The 18,531-nt window shown below is 72.0% G+C and carries 19 protein-coding genes; 11 read left to right on the top strand and 8 right to left on the bottom strand.

Going from position 1 to position 18,531, the window contains the following annotated elements; genetic code table 11:
• Positions 1-35 precede the first annotated feature (35 nt).
• A complete protein-coding gene (locus tag M3M55_RS04355) occupies positions 36-1,328 on the bottom strand; it encodes a glycosyl hydrolase family 18 protein (protein ID WP_249011602.1) in 1,293 nt (430 codons plus the stop codon).
• A 63-nt stretch (positions 1,329-1,391) separates the two neighbouring features.
• On the opposite strand from M3M55_RS04355, the gene M3M55_RS04350 reads away from it, so the two are divergent.
• Positions 1,392-2,192, top strand: coding sequence for a PfkB family carbohydrate kinase (locus M3M55_RS04350; RefSeq protein WP_249011601.1), 801 nt, complete (start codon positions 1,392-1,394; stop codon positions 2,190-2,192).
• An 81-nt stretch (positions 2,193-2,273) separates the two neighbouring features.
• Here M3M55_RS04350 and M3M55_RS04345 read toward each other — a convergent pair whose 3' ends face one another.
• Positions 2,274-2,501, bottom strand: a complete 228-nt coding sequence (locus M3M55_RS04345; protein WP_249011600.1) for a hypothetical protein — start codon at positions 2,499-2,501, stop codon at positions 2,274-2,276.
• A complete protein-coding gene (locus M3M55_RS04340; protein ID WP_371878726.1) occupies positions 2,498-2,983 on the bottom strand; it encodes a glutathione peroxidase in 486 nt (161 codons plus the stop codon). Before M3M55_RS04340 ends, M3M55_RS04345 begins: the two co-directional genes overlap by 4 nt.
• 132 nt (positions 2,984-3,115) lie before the next feature.
• Between M3M55_RS04340 and M3M55_RS04335 the strand changes: the two genes are divergently transcribed.
• The 5 genes from M3M55_RS04335 to M3M55_RS04315 are packed head-to-tail and all read left to right on the top strand — an operon-like array spanning position 3,116 to position 8,929.
• Complete coding sequence (locus M3M55_RS04335) at positions 3,116-4,099, top strand: LLM class flavin-dependent oxidoreductase (protein WP_249011598.1); 984 nt, start codon at positions 3,116-3,118, stop codon at positions 4,097-4,099.
• A 20-nt stretch (positions 4,100-4,119) separates the two neighbouring features.
• On the top strand, positions 4,120-5,427 hold the full coding sequence (locus tag M3M55_RS04330; RefSeq protein ID WP_249011597.1) for a 3-phosphoshikimate 1-carboxyvinyltransferase: 1,308 nt from the start codon (positions 4,120-4,122) through the stop codon (positions 5,425-5,427).
• Positions 5,424-7,073: an AMP-binding protein gene (locus M3M55_RS04325; RefSeq protein WP_249011596.1), complete on the top strand. Its 1,650-nt coding sequence runs from the start codon at positions 5,424-5,426 to the stop codon at positions 7,071-7,073. The genes M3M55_RS04330 and M3M55_RS04325 overlap by 4 nt, the downstream gene beginning before the upstream one ends.
• 6 nt (positions 7,074-7,079) lie before the next feature.
• The gene (locus M3M55_RS04320) at positions 7,080-8,231 is read left to right on the top strand and encodes an acyl-CoA dehydrogenase family protein (RefSeq protein ID WP_249011595.1); all 1,152 of its coding nucleotides are present in this window, start codon (positions 7,080-7,082) and stop codon (positions 8,229-8,231) included.
• 41 nt (positions 8,232-8,272) lie between these two features.
• On the top strand, positions 8,273-8,929 hold the full coding sequence (locus tag M3M55_RS04315) for a response regulator (protein ID WP_249011594.1): 657 nt from the start codon (positions 8,273-8,275) through the stop codon (positions 8,927-8,929).
• Here the strand turns inward: M3M55_RS04315 and M3M55_RS04310 are convergent.
• Positions 8,867-10,651 (bottom strand): GAF domain-containing sensor histidine kinase, encoded by a 1,785-nt coding sequence (locus tag M3M55_RS04310; protein ID WP_249011593.1) that lies wholly within the window; start codon positions 10,649-10,651, stop codon positions 8,867-8,869. The two genes, M3M55_RS04315 and M3M55_RS04310, sit on opposite strands and share 63 nt — an antisense overlap.
• Before the next feature lie 172 nt (positions 10,652-10,823).
• On the opposite strand from M3M55_RS04310, the gene M3M55_RS04305 reads away from it, so the two are divergent.
• Together M3M55_RS04305 and M3M55_RS04300 are read left to right on the top strand one after the other, a co-directional pair.
• Positions 10,824-11,048, top strand: a complete 225-nt coding sequence (locus M3M55_RS04305; protein ID WP_249011592.1) for a hypothetical protein — start codon at positions 10,824-10,826, stop codon at positions 11,046-11,048.
• Positions 11,049-11,178: 130 nt separating this feature from the next.
• On the top strand, positions 11,179-12,411 hold the full coding sequence (locus tag M3M55_RS04300) for a hypothetical protein (protein WP_249011591.1): 1,233 nt from the start codon (positions 11,179-11,181) through the stop codon (positions 12,409-12,411).
• Between the two features lie 162 nt (positions 12,412-12,573).
• On the opposite strand, the gene M3M55_RS04295 is transcribed toward M3M55_RS04300, so the two are convergent.
• On the bottom strand, positions 12,574-14,100 hold the full coding sequence (locus M3M55_RS04295; protein ID WP_249011590.1) for an NAD(P)/FAD-dependent oxidoreductase: 1,527 nt from the start codon (positions 14,098-14,100) through the stop codon (positions 12,574-12,576).
• A 68-nt stretch (positions 14,101-14,168) separates the two neighbouring features.
• On the opposite strand from M3M55_RS04295, the gene M3M55_RS04290 reads away from it, so the two are divergent.
• On the top strand, positions 14,169-15,419 hold the full coding sequence (locus M3M55_RS04290; RefSeq protein ID WP_249011589.1) for a helix-turn-helix domain-containing protein: 1,251 nt from the start codon (positions 14,169-14,171) through the stop codon (positions 15,417-15,419).
• Between the two features lie 366 nt (positions 15,420-15,785).
• Here M3M55_RS04290 and M3M55_RS04285 read toward each other — a convergent pair whose 3' ends face one another.
• Positions 15,786-16,778 (bottom strand): NAD-dependent epimerase/dehydratase family protein, encoded by a 993-nt coding sequence (locus M3M55_RS04285; RefSeq protein WP_371878798.1) that lies wholly within the window; start codon positions 16,776-16,778, stop codon positions 15,786-15,788.
• A 227-nt stretch (positions 16,779-17,005) separates the two neighbouring features.
• Here M3M55_RS04285 and M3M55_RS04280 point away from each other — a divergent pair, with 227 nt between their 5' ends.
• Together M3M55_RS04280 and M3M55_RS04275 are read left to right on the top strand one after the other, a co-directional pair.
• Positions 17,006-17,254 (top strand): AbrB/MazE/SpoVT family DNA-binding domain-containing protein, encoded by a 249-nt coding sequence (locus tag M3M55_RS04280; protein WP_249011587.1) that lies wholly within the window; start codon positions 17,006-17,008, stop codon positions 17,252-17,254.
• Positions 17,251-17,643: a PIN domain-containing protein gene (locus M3M55_RS04275; protein ID WP_256469069.1), complete on the top strand. Its 393-nt coding sequence runs from the start codon at positions 17,251-17,253 to the stop codon at positions 17,641-17,643. Before M3M55_RS04280 ends, M3M55_RS04275 begins: the two co-directional genes overlap by 4 nt.
• Positions 17,644-17,740: 97 nt before the next feature.
• Here M3M55_RS04275 and M3M55_RS04270 read toward each other — a convergent pair whose 3' ends face one another.
• The gene (locus M3M55_RS04270) at positions 17,741-18,259 is read right to left on the bottom strand and encodes a GNAT family N-acetyltransferase (protein WP_249011585.1); all 519 of its coding nucleotides are present in this window, start codon (positions 18,257-18,259) and stop codon (positions 17,741-17,743) included.
• Entirely contained in the window at positions 18,252-18,530 is a 279-nt protein-coding gene (locus M3M55_RS17550) for a DUF1778 domain-containing protein (RefSeq protein WP_371878797.1), read from the bottom strand. The genes M3M55_RS04270 and M3M55_RS17550 overlap by 8 nt, the downstream gene beginning before the upstream one ends.
• Position 18,531 lies beyond the last annotated feature (1 nt).

The raw sequence follows: 18,531 nt of genomic DNA, 5'->3' as shown, positions 1-18,531 counted from the left end.
GCGGGCTGGGACGTTAGCTCAGACCCGGCCGGGGGTCAGGGCCGACGCAGATGGGCGAGCAGGCTCCAGGTGGCCGCGTCCTCATCCCCGGCCGCCCACAGTGCGATCCCGGCGAGGTGGTCATCGGCGGCGAGCACCGCCCGGTCGGCGACGGCGGTCCCGTCCTCGAACCAGACGGTGTGGCGGACGCGGTGGCGCCGCGGCCCGGTCAGGTAGGCGAAGAACGGTTCCGCGTCCGCACTGTCCCAGCGGACCGGGACCCGCTGCGCGGCGGCGAGCGCCTCCGCCCCGGCGGCGGTGACGGTGCTCGCGCTCCCGGAGCTGCCGCTCCAGTCATAGCCGTAGGTGGGGACGCCGAGGATCACCTTGTCGGCGGGGATCTCACTGAGCGTGTAGGCGAGCACCGATTGGACCCACGGCCACGGCGCGATCGGCCCGGACGGACCGCCCGGGGTGTGGTCGTCGTAGGCCATCACCTGCACGCGGTCGGCGGCCCGGCCGAGGGCGGCGTCGTCATAGACGGACGGGTCCAGTCCACCGGCCCCGCTGAGGATCGCGCTGTTGTTGGCCATCACCGTCACCTCACAGCTGCGCCCGATCCGGTGCAGCCGGGCACACAGGCGCGCGACGAAGACGGGGTAGAGGGTGGCGACCCGGGCGGCTGCGATCGGGTTGCCGTTCCCGACGGCGAGGTTCTCGAAGTCGAGGTCGATCCCGTTGACGTGCGGCGCGGCGGCGATCCCGACGAGGGCGTCCAGCAGCGCCGTGGCCCGCCGAGGATGGCTGAGCGTCGCCGCGAACGCGTCCATCCGTGCCGTCTCCGTCACCGTCGGGATCACCTGCAGGTGCGCGGCGGCGAGCTGCGCGTCAACGGCGGCGGCCTGGCCCCCGGACTGATCGACGACCGTCGCGGTCTGGGTGATCTCCTGCAGGAACGGGTGGGCGACGGCGATCTCGCCGGCGTGGGCGAGCGCGGAGGCGAGGGAGGCCGAGAGGTCCCAGTAGGGCACCCAGACGCTGATCCCGTTCAGGCGCGCGCTCTGGGCGGGGGCGAGCGGGGTCACCGCGCTCGCGGCCGGCGCCCCGGCGGGTCGGGGAGCGCGCGCGGCGCCGGTACCGGCCCGTGAGCCGGTACCGGCGAGGGACCGTCCCGGATGTCCGAGGATCCGCCGGCTGGCCGAGGGGCTCGCCGGGACGGCCCGGTCGGTGAGGGCGGCGAGGTTGACCGTGACGGTGTCGGCGGGACCGGCGCCGGCACAGCCACTGAGACCGGTCAGCAGGAGGACGAGCAGCCCGAGGCGGGCGACGGCACGGGCACGACGGCGCATCGACGGGAGCGTAGGGCCTCACCGGCGCGGGGTGGGCGACGAGCTGGCAGTCTGGGCGGGGAGATGGCAGCGATCGCGGTCGTCGGACACATCGAGTGGGTCGACTTTCTCCGGGTCGCCCACCTGCCTGACCGCGGACAGATCACCCCGGCCCAACGGGTCCGCGCGAACGCCGGCGGCGGGGCGGTCGTCGCCGCGGTCACCCTCGCCCGGCTCGGCGCCGACGTCGACTTCTTCAGCGCCGTCGGCGCCGACGCGCTCGGGGAGCGGGCAATCGACGAACTCGAGCGCCACGGCGTCCACCCCCACCTCAGCCGTCGCCCGGTCACCACCCGGCAGGTGATCACCCTGCTCGAGGCGGGCGGTGAGCGGTCGATCATCACGATCGGGGAGCGTCTCGCCCCCCACGGCGGCGACCCGCTGAGCTGGGACCGCCTCGAGCGGGCCGACGGCGTCTACGTCACCGCCGCGGACCGGGAGGCCCTGCACGCCGCCCGGACGGCCACCGTGCTGTGTGCCACCCCGCGCATCGCCGAGACCCTTGCCGACGTCGACGTCGCGATCGACGCGCTCATCCTCAGTGCCTCCGACCCGGCGGAGGTCGCGTGGGCCGCGGACCTGAGGGACCGGGCGGCACTGACGGTGTGCACCGACGGGGCGGCCGGTGGGCGCTGGTCGGGTCAGAGCTCGGGGTCCTGGTCGGCGACGGCGCCACCCGGCCCGGTCCTCGACAGCTACGGGGCGGGCGACGCCTTCGCCGCCGGGTTCACCTACGGCCTCGCCGTCACCGGGGATCCCGCCGAGGCGGCCCGGATCGGGGCGGAGTGCGGCGCCCGCGCGCTCACCCGGCCCGGCGGCCCCTGACGGGGCGCCACCCCGGCCGCGGGCGGGTCGGCCGCGGCCGCGGGGTCGGCCGCGGGCGCGGGGTCAGCCGCGGGCGCGGGGTCAGCCGCGCGCGAGCAGGGTGACCTCGGCGTCGGGCTGGGCGGGGAGCTTGAACCACTGGGTGTCGGAGTCCTCGACGAAGGCGATCATCCCGGGGAAGATGAACGGCTCGATCCGGGTGACGGTCATCTCGGTCCCGTCGCGGGAGCGGAGGCGGTCACCGATCTGGACCTCGGCGGCGGCGATCGTCCGTTCGCCGGCGGCGTCGGCGGGCGTGGGGGCGGTCATGCGAGCACCCGCTCGATCGCGGCGATGACCTCGTCGCTCTCTGGCTCGACGGTCGGGCGGAAGCGGGCGACGATGTTGTGAGCCCCGTCGAGCAGGAACTTCTCGAAGTTCCACTGCACCTCACCGGCCTCCCCGGCGGCGTCCGGGAACGCGGTCAGCTCGCGGTAGAGCGGGTCCTGGCGGACGCCGTTGACGTCGGTCTTGGCCGCGAGCGGGAACGTCGTGCCGTAGGTGGCCGAGCAGAAGGACTGGATCTCCTCCGGGGTGCCGGGCTCCTGCCCGGCGAACTGGTTACAGGGGACCCCGAGGACGGTGAACCGCTCTGAGCCGAACCGCTTCTGGAGCGCCTCGAGCCCGGTGTACTGGGGCGCGAGACCGCAGCGGGAGGCGACGTTGACGATCAGGAGGGCCTTCTCATCGAGTTCGCCGTCAGCGAACGGGGTGCCGTCAAGGCGCGTCTGGGGAAGGTGCATGGCCCTCATGGTAGGTCGCGGGGAACCGCCCGTGGGCCCGCCGTCACCCCCTTGTGCCCGCACCGCCACACCCCCCGGTTGCCCCCAAAACCACCGATCTCACACATATCTGACGCCGTCACCGGCTAGCTTTGTCCCCCGATGAGCTCTCCGCGGGTTGGCGTGCTGCTGCCGACGTTCGACGCGACGCACCGTTCTCTCACCCCGCCCGTGCTGGAGGGGGCACGGCTGATCGAGGCGGCCGGATTCGACGGCGCCTGGGTCGGCGACCATCTCGCCTGCCCGTCGCCGCTGCTGGACGCGGTCACCTGCCTCGGGGCGGCCGCGGCGGTGACGCAGCGGATCACGCTCGGGTTCAGCGTGCTGCTGCTCGGCCTGCGCCCGCCCGCCTGGACGGCCAAGTGCCTCGTCACCCTCGACGCGCTCGCCCCCGGCGGCCGGCTCGCCCTCGGGGTCGGGGTCGGCGGTGAGTTCCCGGAGGAGTTCGCCGCCGCCGGGGTGCCGCTCGCCCGGCGCGGCCGGCGCGTCGATGAGATCCTCGAGGCCCTGCCCGACCTGCTGTGCGGGCGGCCCGTCTCCTACCACGGCAGCGTGCTCGAGCTCGAGGTGCACGGACCGCACACCCCCGAGCGGGGCCTCAGCCCGGCGATCTCTCAGCTGCCGCCGGTCTACGTCGGCGGTCGCGGCGAGGCGGCGCTCGCCCGCGCGGCCCGGCACGCAGACTTCTGGATGCCGATGTGGCTCTCCCCCGATTCGATCACCCGGCGGGTCGAGCGTCTCGGTGAGCTCGCCGAGCGGGCCGGACGGCCAACGCCGGCCCTCGCCACCCTCGTGCTCGTCCACGCCGACGCCGACCGCGCCCGCGGGCGGCGGGCCGCCGAGGCCCACCTGCGCGGTCAGTACGGGATGGGGCTCGACCGGGTCGAGCACTGGACCGGACTCGGGGACGCCGCCGCGATCGCCGAGCAGCTCACCGGCTACCTTGACGCCGGCGTCCGGGAGTTCGTGCTGATGCCCCTCGGAGCCGACCCGCTCGGCCAGATCGAGGCGCTCGCCGACGTCGCCGACCGCCTCCGCGCCCACGGCGTACAGCCTCAGACCGCGACCGCCACCGCCACCCCCTAGGAAGGACACCCAGCGACGCCATGCGACTGCTCGTAGCCGGAGCCCGACGCCCGCTCGAGGGCACGATCGAGATCCCGCCGTCCAAGTACCACGCCCACCGGGCGCTGATGCTCGCCGCCCTGTCGGAGGGGACCGCGAGAATCGCCAAGCGGACCGACGCCCGGCACGTCCAGTTCACCCTCGGGGCCCTCCGCGACCTCGGGGTGAAGATCACCACCCGCCCCGACCACTGGGAGGTGACCGGCGGGCCGTTCACCCCGCCCGGCGATGTCGTCTCGGTCGGCAGCTCCGGCACGACCCTGTACTTCCTGATCGGACTCGCCTGCCTCGGGGACCGGCCCGTCACCTTCGTCGGCCAGCGCTACTTCAAGCGCCGTCCGATCGGCCCGCTCCTGCGCGCCCTCGAACGGCTCGGGGTGCGGATGGAGTACGAGAACCAGGCGCTGCCGGTGACCGTCTACCCGGGGCGCCCGCGCGGGGGGAGCATCCGCATCGACGGGACGCTCAGCCAGTGGATCTCCGGTCTGCTGATGCTCGCCCCGTTCGCCCGGGAGCGGACGGTCATCCACGTCGAGGGCGAGCTCAACGAGCGGCCCTACCTCGAGCTGACCGTCGCGATGATGGCCCAGTGGGGTCTCCACGTGACCGTCAGCGAGGACTGGCGGCGCTTTGAGATCGAGCCCGAGCAGACGCCGGTCCAGACCGACATCCTGCTGCCGCCCGACATCGGCTCGGTCGCCTTCGGGATCGGCGCGGCCGCCCTGCACCCGTCGAAGATCACCTTCGTCTCCCCGACCCCGATCCACGGCCACCCGGAGGCGCGCGTCCTCGAGGAGCTGCGCGGCGTCGGCGTGCCGATCCGGATCGCCCCGGACGGGATGGCGATCAGCATCGACCACGACGGAACGCCGCCGGTCGCCGGGCGGCTCGACTGCCGCGAGATCCCGGACATGGTGCCGATCCTCTCCACCCTCGCCGCTCGCGCCCGCGGGCGGACCGTCCTCTCCCACGTCAGCCACGTCCGGCTGAAGGAGTCCGACCGGGTCGTGTCGATGCTGCAGCTCAACAGGATGGGCGCGCGGGTCGACTTCGACGGCACGGACATGGAGTTCCACGGCGTCGAGCGCCTGCACGGCGCCGCCCTCTCCTCCTACAACGACCACCGTGTGCTGATGGCCCTCGCGGTCGCCGGGTCGACCGCGGCGGAGGGGATCACCGAGCTCTCCTACCCCCACGCCTACCGGATCTCCTACCCGGAGTTCATCGACCACATGACCGCGCTCGGGGTGCCGATGGCCGTCGGCGCCGAGCTGCCGAACCTGACGTGAGCGACCCGGCGGACGCCTCCGCAACGGTCCCGAGCCCCCCGGCGGACGCGCGTGCGCCCGGGCGGCCCGGCGCCGACGACGCGCCCGCGCCGGGTCTGCTCGGCGCCGCGGTCGCCGCCGCGGTCGCCGCCCACCCGGAGGCGACCGCGGTCGTCGAGGTCGGCCCCCACGGTGAGCGGGCCTGGAGCTGGGCACAGCTCGCCGCCGCCGCCGACGCCGCCCGCGCCGAGCTGACCGCGCTCGGGGTCGGCCCGGGGGAGACCGTCGCCTACCAGCTGCCGAACCGGCTCGAGTTCGTCTCCCTCACCCTCGCGATCGTCGAGCTCGGCGCCACCTGCATGCCGCTGATGCCGATCTTTCGTGAGCACGAACTCGCCTTCATGCTCGCCGAGGCCGCCCCGCGGGTGCTGTATGTCCCCGACCGCTTCCGCGGCCACGACCACCTGAGCATGGCCCGCGGACTCGCGGCCGAGCTGCCGTCGGTGAAACACGTGATCGCGCTCCCGGACACCCCGCGGGAGGCCTCCCCGCGGGGGCCGGCTGACCGGCTCGGCCCCCGCGCCGGCAGCGCCGACCAGCTCGTCGACCTGCTCTTCACCTCCGGGACGAGCGGTGAGCCCAAGGGGGCGCTGCACCGCCACGACCGGCTGATGGCCGCCGTGAACCGCCACGTCGAGCATTTCGGCCTCTGCTCTGAGGACGTCATCTTCTCTCCCGCCCCGCTCGCTCACCAGACCGGGTTTCTCTACGGGATGTGGCTCGCCCTCTCCCTCGGGGCGACGCTCGTGCTCCAGGAGGTGTGGGAGCGTGAGCTCGGCTTTGCCACGCTCGAGCGCCACGGCGTCAGCTTCTGTCAGGCGGCGACCCCGTTCCTCGCCGACCTCGTCGAGGTCGCCGAGCGCCACGGCCGGGTCCCGACCGCCCTGCGCACGTTCGTCGCGACCGGGGCGGCGGTGCCGCGCGAGCTCGCCCGTCGCGCCCGGGTCCGTCTCGGCGCCGAGGTCGGCGGCGGCTTCGGGTCGACCGAGACGTGCATGGCGGCCGCCTTCGCGCCCGGCGCCGACCCCGGGCGCGCCGCCGATACCGACGGGGTGGCGATGGCCGGGGTGACCCTTCGGGTCGTCGACGACGCCGGGACGGTTCTCGGACCCGGGGTCGAGGGCCACTTCGAGATCGCCACCACGACCCTGTTCTCGGGCTACCTGAACCGGCCCGAGCTGACCGCCGCCGCGCTCACTGCCGACGGCTTCTACCGGACCGGGGACCTGGCGGTGATCGACGCCGACGGCGCCCTGTCGATCACCGGCCGGGTCAAGGACGTGATCAACCGCGGCGGCGAGAAGGTGCCCGTCGCGGAGGTCGAGCAGCTGCTCTACGGGCTGCCGGGGGTGCGGGAGGTGGCGGTGGTGGCGATGCCGGACCCGCGCCTCGTCGAGCGCGCGTGTGCCTTTCTCGCCCTCACCCCCGGTCACCACGTCGACCTGGCGGCGGTGCGCGCCCATCTCGACGCGCACCGGCTCGCGAAGCCATACTGGCCCGAGCGGGTCGAGCTGCTCGACGCGCTCCCCAAGACGCCGTCAGGCAAGATCAAGAAGTTTCTGTTGCGCGAGCAGGCTGCCGCGCTGGTCAACCATGAGGTGGTGTAAGACGAGATGACGACCGTTGCGGCTCCTGAAGTCGTGGATGAGGTGGCGTTCGCCGCGTTGAAGGCGGAGATCGCCGAGTACGTCGAGACCGAGGGGGAGCGCTGGACCGAGTTGATTGAGGCCGAGGGCCGGGTCCCGCAGGAGCTGTGGACCCAGCTGCGTGACCGCGGCTACCTGCGGCTCGCCGCGCCCCGCGAGTTCGGCGGGGCGGGGCTGCCGTTCCCCCGTTACCTTGAGCTGCTTGAGCTGTTCGCCCGGCCGCACGCCTCCCTGCGGATGATCGTCCACGTCTCCAACGGCACCTGGCGGTCGATCCTCCCCCACGCGAACGCCGATCAGCTCGACCGGTTCGTCGCGCCGCTGATCCGCGGGGACCTGAAGATCGCCTTCACCCTCACCGAACCCCACAACGGCACCGGGGCCGACATCACCACCTACGTCGAGCGTGAGGGCGATCACTACTACCTCACCGGGGAGAAGTGGCTGATCACCTTCGGGCACATCTCCGACTATCTGCTGCTGTTCGCCCGGATGCGCGGCTCGGTCGGGGCCCAGGGCACCGTCGCGTTGCTCGTCCCCTCCCACGGGGAGGGGGTCACCAACAACCTGATGGGCGACTCGATGGGCGTGCGCGGCACCGATCACGCCCACCTCTTCTTCGACCGCGCGCCGGTCCCGGTCGCCAACCGGCTCGGGGCGGAGGGGGACGGTCTCACCGTCGCCCTCGGCGGCTTCCTCGTCCCGAGCCGGATCAGCGTCGCGATGACGTGTGTCGGGCTCGCCCAGAAGGCGCTCGACCTCGCCGTCGCCCACGCGAAGGAGCGGATCACCTTCGGCAAGCCGATCGCGTCCCGGCAGGCGATCGCCTTCCGGCTCGCGGAGGCCGCCGCCGACCTGCAGGCCGCCCGCCAGCTCACCCTGTTCGCCGCCGCCCAGTGGGAGTCGGGGGCCGGCGGCGCCGCCGAGTCCGCCCAGGCGAAGCTGTTCGCCTCCGAGATGCTCCAGCGCGTCACCGACCACGCCCTGTCCGTGTTCGGCGGGGCCGGCTACTTCAAGTCGCCGATCGAGCGCGTCTACCGGGATGCCCGAGCCCAGCGGTTTGAGGAGGGGACCGTCGAGGTGCAGAAGCAGACGATCGCCCGTGAGCTCCTCGCCTGAGCGATGGCCGATCGGGGTCGTGGACTGGTAGCGTCCCGCCGGTGCCCGCCGAGGAGTTGACCCCGGAGCCGATCCGGATCGTGATCGCCGATGACCACGCGATCGTCCGCCGCGGCCTGCGGACCCTGCTGGACGCCGAGCCCGGCATCGAGGTCGTCGCCGAAGGCGGGACCGTCGATGACGCCCGCCGGTACGTGCGCGGCCACCATCCCGACGTGCTCGTGCTCGACCTCAACATGCCGGGGGAGCCGACCCTCACGGCGCTCCCCGATCTGCGCAACGAGTTTCCCGACACTCAGATCGTCGTGCTGACGATGCAGGACGAGCCCGCCTACGCCCGCCAGGCGCTCAGCTCCGGGGTGCTCGGCTACGTCCTCAAGGAGGCGGCGGACGCCGAGCTCGTCGCGGCCGTCCGTGCCGCCGCCCGCGGGGAGAGCTTCCTCAACCCGCGCCTGGGCGCCAAGCTCGCCGCTGCCCCGCCGCCCGGCCCGCCCGGCGGGCTCTCCGATCGGGAGGCCGAGGTGCTGCGCCTACTCGCCCTCGGCTACACGAACACGCAGATCGGCGAGCGGCTGTTCATCTCGGTCCGCACCGTCGAGACGCACCGAGCCCATATCCAGCAGAAGCTCTGCCTCTCAGACCGCCCTGCACTCGTCAAGTTCGCCCTCGACCACGGGCTCGTCGGGCAGGGAAGCTGAGCCGGTAGGGACGCGGTCACCGGCCCGTCCCGCCGGGCTCGGCCGGCCCGGGACTTCCAGCTGACGCTCGTGTCCGGCGAGCGGCAGGCTGGCGATGAGGGTCGTGCCCGCCCCGGGAGCCGAGCGCAGCTCGACGCTGCCCCTCAGCAGGTAGACGCGTTCACGGATCCCGGCGAGCCCGAAGCCCGCTCCCTCAGCCCCAGGGTCAAAGCCGTCGCCGTCATCGGCGACGGTGACGGTGAGAACGCCGTCCTCGACGCAGGCGCGCACCTCCACCCGGCTGGCTCGCGCATGTTTGGCGACGTTCGTCAGCGCCTCCTGGATGAGCCGGTAGACGGCGGTCTCGAACTCCGGGCTGACGGTGTACCGGTCTGCGCGGGGGAGGGTGAGCTGGGTGCTGATCGCCAGCCCGGAGGCCCGGCGGCGCTCGGCGAGTGCCTCGATCGCCGGGGCGAGGCCGAGGTCGTCAAGCAGCATCGGTCGCAGCTCGGTGATGATCGCGCGGAGATTGTCGATTCCGTGCTCGATCTCGGTGACCGCGGCGGCGACGGTCTCCCGGGTCGCGGCCGGGTCATCCTGGCGCAGGGCGGTGGCGAGCATCACGCGGAGACCCCCGAGGGCCTGGAGGGTCTCGTCGTGCAACTCTCGGGCCCAACGTCGCCGTTCCGCCTCCGCGGCGGCGATCGTCGCGCGCAGGCGGTCGGCCTCGACGCTGCGGGAGATCGCCACCGCGTTGGCCGCCGAGGTGGCGTAGGTCCGCAGCAGCCCCTCATCCGCATCGCTGAACTCACCCCGGCCGACCCCGCGGTCGAAGGCGAGCAGGACACCGATCCGCTCGCCCCGCTGGATCATCGGGACGATCAACGCGTTCGCGCTTCCGCGGACCCCGATGTCCTCGGGATCGACCTTGAGCGCCGGCGCGGGGACCCGTCGGGGAACGCCGCCGATCAGCACGTCTCCGCAGGTCGAGGCGCCGACGGGAACCCGCCGTCCGAGCACCGGGTTGCTCTGGCCGGCGCTTGCCGCGGTGACGAGGTCATCCCCCTCCAGGAGGAGGATGAGGACCGCCTGCGCGTTGATCAGGGCGCGGCCGCGATTGGCGATCAGCTCAAGGACCCGGTCGAGCTCGGACTCGGCGCTAATCGCGTCCGCGATGTTGCGGGCGGCGTCGAGGGCGCGCACGGTTGCCTCGAGCTCGGCGCGGCGCTGCTCCGAGGCGCGGTGACGACGGGCGTTCTCGATCGCGGTGGCCGCAACCTCAGCGAGGACGGCCGCCGTCCGCTCGTCCCCGTCGGTGAACGGTTCGCCGTCCTCCTTCTCCGCGCAGTAGAGGTTGCCCCACACCTCCCCGCCGATGAGGATCGGCACCCCGAGGAAGCTCCGCATCGGCGGGTGACCGGCTGGAAACCCGAAGCTGTGGGCGTGGGCGCCGAGATCGGCCAGGCGCAGCGGGTGGGGCTGTTCGATCAACACCCCGAGCACACCACGGCCGCGGGGCAGCTCCCCGATCAGCCGGGCCGTGTCCGGGTCGATGCCGCGGGTGAGGAAACGGGCGAGCTCGGTCCGCTCGTCGTTGAGCACGCCGAGGGCGACGTAGCGCGCCCCGGTCGTCTGCTGAGCCTGTTCGAGCAGCCGCTCGAGCACCGTCTCGGTGTCGAGCTCGGCGAGGAGGCGCCGACCGATCGCCCACAGGGTGCCGGCGTCCGCCGGCGCGTCAGTCATCACGTGAGCCATCTCTCGCCCCGGTACCCATCCGTAGTTTGCCGCAGTCGGGTTGCGGACGTACCCATCCCCCGCGGGGATAACAACGTATCGGCAATCGGGGGCAGGGACCTGAACCGCCGCGCGGTTCCCCGGTGTGTGGGAGCGGTGATTTGAGGGATCGTTCTCGAACATGCAGGTACCGCCCGTCCTCACCCGCCACTGCGCGATCTGTGGCCTCGCCGTCGGCGCCTATGAACCGTCGTTCTTCGTGCACGGCACCGACGTCGTGCGGGGGTCCCGGGCATCGGAACCCGAGCTGGCGATCACACCGGGCTGGCATCTCCTCCATGAGCAGTGCTTCCTCGATTCAGATCCCGAGCCGAGCCTGCAGTTCGTCGAGCACACCGCCGGCTGAGCCGCACATCGGGCCACACCACCGGCTGAGCCGCGCACCGGGCCGTACCGCCGGCTGAGCCGCACATCGGGCGGGCGTCGGCTCGACCGGCACCGGGCGTCGACTCGACCGCCTACCCTGCAGCGCAGGAATGGAATCCCGCCGTCACCCGCGTCGGCTCGGCCCCCGCCGCGTGCTCGCCCTGCTCAGCGCCGTCACCCTCCTCGGTCCCGGTGCTGCGCTCGCCCGCGCGGACGGGGTGATCGCGGCCGCGCCCGCTCCGACGATCACCCTCAGCAGCGGCCGCGCCGGCTCCGCTGCCGCCCTCACGGTCAACCTCGCCTTCGCCGCGCCGGTGCGCGGCGACTCGGTCCGCTCACTCGCGATCCTCCTGCCGTCCGGCATGACCCTCGACACCGCCGCCGTCCCCGCCCGCTGTGCCCCGGCCGCGCTCACCGCGGGCGACTGTCCCGCCGGGGCGCAGATCGGGGCTGGGACGGCGATCCTCACCCCGGTCGGGACGCTGCTCACGCTCCGCGACGGCAGCGCCCCGCTGAGTGCCCATGTCGACCTCTACCTGATGGCCCCGACCACCGCCGGCGGAACCGGGGCTCCGGCGGGGGTGGGAGTCGAGCTCACCGACCCGACTCACGGAATCGCACTCGCGGCGAGCGGTGACATCGTCACCACCCCCGCCCCCGCCACGCCCGGACGCCCCGGCGCCGCACCGACCACGACCACGGAGGCGGTCGAGCTGACCGAGCTCCCCGACGCGACCGTGCCCGACACTGCGGGGGCGCCGCTGTCGACCCTGCTCAGCGCTCCGACCGCGTTCACCCTCAGCGCGCTCACCCTCGGACTCGGCATCGGCCCCGCACCGGCGCTCACCGGCACGAGCCCCTCCACGGCTGGAGCGGCCGAGGTGGCGGGCCCGCCGCTGCTGAGGCTCCCGGACGCGTGCGTGCCGGCGACGGTGACCGTCGGGGTGAGCACCGTCACGGGGGCGACCGGCGCGACTGCGGCGCGGTTCACCCCGACCGGGTGCGGGGCGCCGACACTCGCCTTCACGCTCACCCTCGACACGACGAGAGGTCCGCGGGCGCCGGTGGCGCTCACCCTCAGCCTGGCCCGCGGGCTCAGCTTCACGCCGCGCGCGGCCGGCGGCGCCCTCCGCGTGCAGGGCGCGATGGTGCGCGCCCGGCTCCTCGACGGCCACCTGCTCATCCTCATCCACCACCCCGGCCCCCGGCTGTCGATCAGCCTCGCCAGCGCCGGGATCGCCGTCGGCCTCGACGCGCCCGCCCACCCGCGGCTGCACCTGAGCGCCCGGAACGCGCGCGGACAGGTCACCGTGCGCGACTACAGCCTCGCCCTCGCCGGCTGACGGTTGCGGCCGGCGGTTGCGGCCGGCGGCGGGTACGCGCGCCCCGCAGAGGTCGCGGTTTCTCCCGTCCCGGAGCCCAGCCTCGAGCGAGTCACGGGTTGCGGTCACTCCGGACGGGACCGAGTACGCCGGGAGTGCCGCGGGCACCTCCGATGACGGCGGCTACGCGACGCCGGCGGCGGCGGGTGCCGGCGCGCCCGCCCGGGACGCCTCAGCGTCACCGACCTGGCCGGAGCCGGCGGCGGTGCCGGAGAAGCGCATTCCCTCATCCGCAAGCGGGGCACGGGTGAGCAGCCGCCAGTCAGCCAGCCAGCTCTGATGGACCCGCCAGGGCTCGCGGAGACCCTGACGCGGGAGCTGGTCGATCATCCGCCGCACGTACCCGGACTGGAGCGTGATGAACGGCTGGCGCTCGGGCTCGGGCGGGCCGACCGGGCGCGCCTGGCTGTAGCCGCGCTCGTCCATGAAGGCGATCAGCCGCGTGAGGTAGCGGGAGATGAGGTCGGCCTTCAGCGTCCAGGAGGCGTTGATGTAGCCGAAGGTCATCGTCAGGTTCGGCAGGCCGCTGAGCATCGCGCCCTTGTAGCTGACCGTCGCGGCGGGATCGACGGGCGCCCCGTCGACGCTCAATGCCGCCCCGCCGAACAGCTCGAGGGTGAGCCCGGTCGCGGTGACGATGACGTCGGCCTCCAACTCCTGCCCGGAGACGAGCCGGATCCCCGACTCGGTGAAGGTGTCGATCCGGTCGGTGACGATCTCCGCGTTCCCCTCCCGGAGCGCGCGGAACAGGTCGCCGTTGGGGACGATGCAGAGCCGCTCATCCCACGGGTCGTAGCTGGGGCTGAAGTGGACGTCGATCGGGTAGCCCTCCGGGAGCATCCGCTCCTGCATTCGCCGGATCGTCGCCTTCGCCCGGCGCGGGGCGCGACGGAAGTACTGGTAGCTGGCGAACGTGAGCGCGAGGTGGTTGGCGCGGGTGAGCCGGTAGGCGAGCCCGGCGGGGAGGACACGGCGCAGCAGGTTGGCGAGGTCGTCCTCCGCCGGCAGGGCGATCACGTAGGTCGGGGAGCGCTGGAGCATCGTCACCTTCGCGGCACTGGCCGCGAGCGCCGGAACGAGCGTCATCGCCGTCGCTCCCGACCCGATCACGACGACGCGCTTGCCCGCATAGTCGAGCTCCTCAGGCCAGAACTGGGGGTGGACGATCTGACCGGAGAAGCGCTCCTCCCCCGGGAAGGCGGGCCGGTGGGGACGGGTGTAGCTGTAGTAGCCGGCGCCGAAATGGAGGAACTGCGCGGTGAGGCAGAGCCGTTCGCCTCCGGCGACCTCGACGGTGACGGTCCACCGTGCACGGGCGCTGTCCCAGTCGGCGGCGATCACCTTGTGGCCGTAACGGATCGTCTGATCGATCCCGTGCTCGGCGGCCGCCGCGTGGATGTAGTCGCGGATCGTCCAGCCGTCGGCGATCGCCTTCGTGTGCTCCCACGGCTTGAAGGCGAAGCCGAGCGTGTACATGTCCGAGTCCGAACGCACGCCCGGATAGCGGAACAGGTCCCAGGTGCCGCCCATCGCCTCCCGCTGCTCGAGGATCGTCACCGTCTTCTCCGGGAACGCTTGGGCGAGGTGGACGGCAGCGGAGATGCCGGAGAGTCCGGCGCCGATGATGAGGACGTCATGATGGTCGGTCACGGCTCTCACTGTCGCGTACCGACCACGAGCGGTCTAGGGCAGATCGCCTAAGCTTCCTTCTTCCAATTGTGCAGAAGGCCCACACCCCAGCTTCGTCGCGCGCCCAGGCGCTGATCCGGGAGGCGACGACCCGGCTGATCGCCGACCCCGAGGCACTGTTCGGTGAGGTCGATGCTGCCGTGCTCGCCACCCAGCCGCCCGCGGCCCTCGCCGACGCCGAGCTGACCGAGGCGATCCGTGCCTCGAACCGTTCCAACCTCGCCCACTGGGCGGCGGCCAACCTCGCCGACCCCGGCGTGCCCGTCGACCCCAACCGGGCCCCCGAGACGCTCGGGCTCGCCCGCCTGATCGCCCGGCGCGGGATCGAGGACACATCCCGGGTCGCCTACGGCGCCGGGCAGAACGCGGCGTGGACGGCGTGGATGCGGGCCGTGTTCACCGTCACCAGCGACCCGGGTGAGCTGCAGGAGGTGCTCGAGGTGAGCGCCCGCTCGGTGTTCGGCTTCGTCGATGCGATGCTCGAACTGCTGCGGGTCGAGATCGAGCGGGAGCGCGGCCAGGTGCTCTCCTCCGACAACGCCCACCGCCTCCACCTGATCAACCGGCTGCTGCGCGGCGGCGTCTCCCCTCAGCTGATCCAGGAGCTCCGCTACCGGGTCGACCTGTTCGGCCAGACCGCCGTCGTGCTGTCACACCGCAACGACCCGGAGACGCTGCTCGGCCTCGTGGAGGCGGCCGCCGCCGAGGTCGGCGCCCGGCTGCGGCGCCGACCCCTCACCGTCGTCGCCGACGCCGACACCGTGTGGGCGTGGTTCGCCTCGGATGAGCCGGGCGAGCCGATCGACCCGCTGCTCGCCGACACGTTCGGTGCACTGCTTCCCGACCCGCTGATGCGGATCGGGATCGGCCCGACCCAGCCCGGATACGCAGGCTTTCGCGACGGGCACGCCGATGCCGTCGCCGCGGTCGCGGTCTCCCACCTCCCGGTCATCCGCTCAGAGGCGGTCGCGATCGCCACCCTCGCCGTCAGCGACCCCGACCGGGCGCGGGCGTTCGTCGCCCGGCGCCTCGGCGGCCTGTCCGGGGAGCTCGCCGACACGCTCGCCGCCTACCTCGCCCACCGCGGCAGCCCGACCCGGACCGCAGCGGCGACCTTCACCCATCGCAACACGGTGATCGACCGCATCCGCCGCGCTGAGGCGCAGCTGCCGATCCCGATCCGCGGACACGAGCTCGAGCTCGGGGTCGCCCTCGAGCTCGCCCGCGCCTACCGCCCCCGAGGTCAGCGTCACGCTTCGACGACACGTCCTGGGACCTGACTCACGCCGCCGCGTCTGGATGACTACGGTATCCCTGATCGCGACCTGCCCTCGCTGCCAGCCTTCGCCCTGGGGCGATGAGCAGCGGCATCGGTCGCCGCACCGCCGTCACTGCGCCGTTCCGATGGTGACTTGGGTATCGCGCTCAGAGACTCGGGATTGGCGAATATGGGCGCTTCTGCGGTCGGGCGCCGCGAGCCCTGCTTTGGTGTGGGCGCGGCTGCAACGACTGACGGGACCCGTGTCTGACCAGGGCAGCAGGCGCCCAAGGTTCTGCTGCGCTTCAGCGTGGCACAGCAAGCAGGTGTCAGCATCTGAACCGGCGCTCTGCGGTGCGGCTTTCCGGACGCTGAGCATCCATTGTCCTCAGGTGCCGGCCAGTTTCCTGAGCAGGTCTACCTCGCGTTCGGCCGGTACACCTGACTTGCGAACACGGTCAAGGCCCTGCTCTCGCTCCCAGATGAGGGTGTCTGTGATGGTGTCGCTGACGGGCCTGTGCGCCAGGCCGGCCTTCATTGCCCTAGCGCCAGTGCGTGCGCAGAACCCCTGCCATCCGGGGTCGGCTAGCCAAAGTGGAAGCGACCCGGGGCCCATGAACTCATCAACGCCTTCAGCCAACAGCCAGTCGTCGCCGGCGCGCACTACGGCCCCCATATGGCCGCCGATCCTCCGCGAGAGCTCGATCCACTCCTCCAGCGCGATCATCGGTCCGACCGCGTCATAGATGCCCACCGTCCGAGTCTCGGCGCAGTCGATCAGCCAAGCGGCGAGGTCGCGAAAGTCGATTACCTGGGTCACCCCGTCCGGGCTGTCGGGCACGAGCATCGGTGCACGCGGGTCCCGCGCGGCGCGAGCGACCCAGTAACCCGCGCGATCACTGCCATCGCCAGGACCGCCAATCAAACCCGATCGGGCGATCAGCACATTCGAGTCCCCGCTGGACAGACACGCAAGCTCACAAGCGACCTTCGCCGCGCCATAGAGGTCCATGCCGACCTCGTCCAAGTCCGTTGGCACCAGCAACTCAGCAGTCTCGTCCGCGTCTCGTTTGGCGTGTGAGGCATAGACGCTGCCAGATGAGACGTAGATCCATTGAGCAGTCCGCTCGCCTAGCGCCGCGAACGCCGAGCGCACCACTCCCGGCTGCCAGGCGACATCAACCACGGCATCCCAGTCTTGGCGGCGCACCTCGTCATAGGCACCTTCGGCACGGCGATCGGCGTGGATAAGCCTGGCTCCTTCTGGTGCCGGGCCACTCTCGCCGCGAGCCAAGCACTGGACCACATGTCCACGATCCAGCGCCTCGCGACACAGCTGACGCCCGAGCCACGCAGTGCCGCCGAGAACGAGGATTTTCAGCTGTGATCCAGACATCGAGGTCGAGACTACGGGACGAAATCGACTAGTTGTCCAATTGCCCGGGCACACTAACCCGCCGGAGCCTCCCGGGGCACAGGCTGATGACGCCTCGGTCCTCCTTCATCGTCGCGACGAGTACGTCGCCCTTGCAGAACTCTGACCCGCGACGCGCGGCAGGCAGGCCCGCGAGTGATATCCTTACTTGTGGTAGCTGGTAAGGAGGAGCGATGGATGTGAGCGCGAAGATCACTTCGAAGGGACAAGTCACAATCCCCAAGAGCGTCCGGGATGCGCTTGGGCTGCATGAAGGGGATGAGCTCCTGTTCAGGGTCGAGCGCTCGCGAGCGGTGGTCGCCAAGACACCCGACTTTCTTGGTCTTGCCGGCAGCGTTCCCGTACCGGCCGCCAAGCGTGGAACTCCGTGGGATGAGGTCGTGCGTCAGACACGCTCCGCGCGCGCGGAGCGGCGACCCTGACCGAATTCGTTGACACCAATGTGCTGATCCGTCATCTGACGGGCGACCCGCCGCAGATGGCCGCCCGGGCTACCTGGGCGCTGGCCAGTTCCGATGAGCTGCTGCTCGCCGACGTGATCGTCGCGGAGTGCGTGTACGTGCTGGAGTCCTTCTACGAGGTACCTCGCGAGCGTGTCGCCGAGCTGATGCGCGCGGCGATCGCTCTGCCAGCAATGAAGACCCTTGACCCAGCGACCCTGCTCCGCGCGCTCGAGGTCTACGAGGTCGACCGTCTGGATTTTGCGGAGGCCTACCTAGTCGCGCAGGCCGAAGCGACAGGCGTAAACCAGATCCTCTCCTTCGACAAGACGATCGACCGCATCAGCACAGTCGCCCGACACGAACCCTGACAGCCCAGCGGCCGCTGACCCGCATTACTCCCGGGACACAAATCGTGTGAGGCCGGTGGTGTCCCCCGCTTTGCGCGGGACACCAGGTGCCCGGGGCTCAGAGCGCCTTGAGTGTGGCCTTGATCGCTGAGGTCAACAGGTAGAGGTCCAGTTGGTCAGGATCAGCCTGATCGAGTGGCTGGAATCCCAGCCGGATCCACCACGTGCGGGCGGTCGGGTTCAGGGCTGTGACGACGACCGCGCGACAGGCGGCTTTCTCGTTGATATCGACGGCACTCGCGAGCACATGGCTGGCGAGTGCCGTGCCGATCCCCAGGCCCGCGTGGCGTCGGTCGGCTGCGAGCCGCCCGATGAGTAATGCCGGGACTGGATCGGGTGAGCCCTTGGCGAGCGTGGCCGGAGCGGCCGAGCGGTCGATGCCGGTCATCGCGACGCTGGCGTAGGCAACGACCACGTCGTCGGCGTCGGCGACGACCCAGGTCGCGGCGGTGTCACGGCGGCGGCTCTGCCCTGCGTAGCGACGCAGCCACTGGTCGAGCACCGACTCGCCGCTGTCGAACTGGTCACGCTTGTGACGGCCGGTGTCGAGCGGTGCCGGCCGCCGGAGCTCAGTCAAGCCAGCTGAACTTCCGCTCGTGGCGTAGTGCTGCGGCGAGCCGCTCGTTGACCTCCGCCGGATGCTCGAGGGCCTCACTGAACACGGCTGCAGCTTCCTCTGACAGGCGAATGCTGGAGCGCTCGGCAAGCACTTCTTCGGCCTTGAGAGCGGCTGCTTGGACGACGAACGAGGACACGTTCAGGTGCGACGCGGCGGCCGCACGCTCAAGGAGCGCCTTGTCCGAGGGGTCGACGCGGATCTGTAGCCGTTGTTCCTTGGTCGTTGACATG

This window comes from Conexibacter sp. DBS9H8, assembly GCF_023330685.1.
Classification (GTDB): Bacteria; Actinomycetota; Thermoleophilia; order Solirubrobacterales; family Solirubrobacteraceae; genus Palsa-465.
Note: the sequence above shows the minus strand (reverse complement) of the source record. Positions and strands in the feature narration are given on the sequence as shown.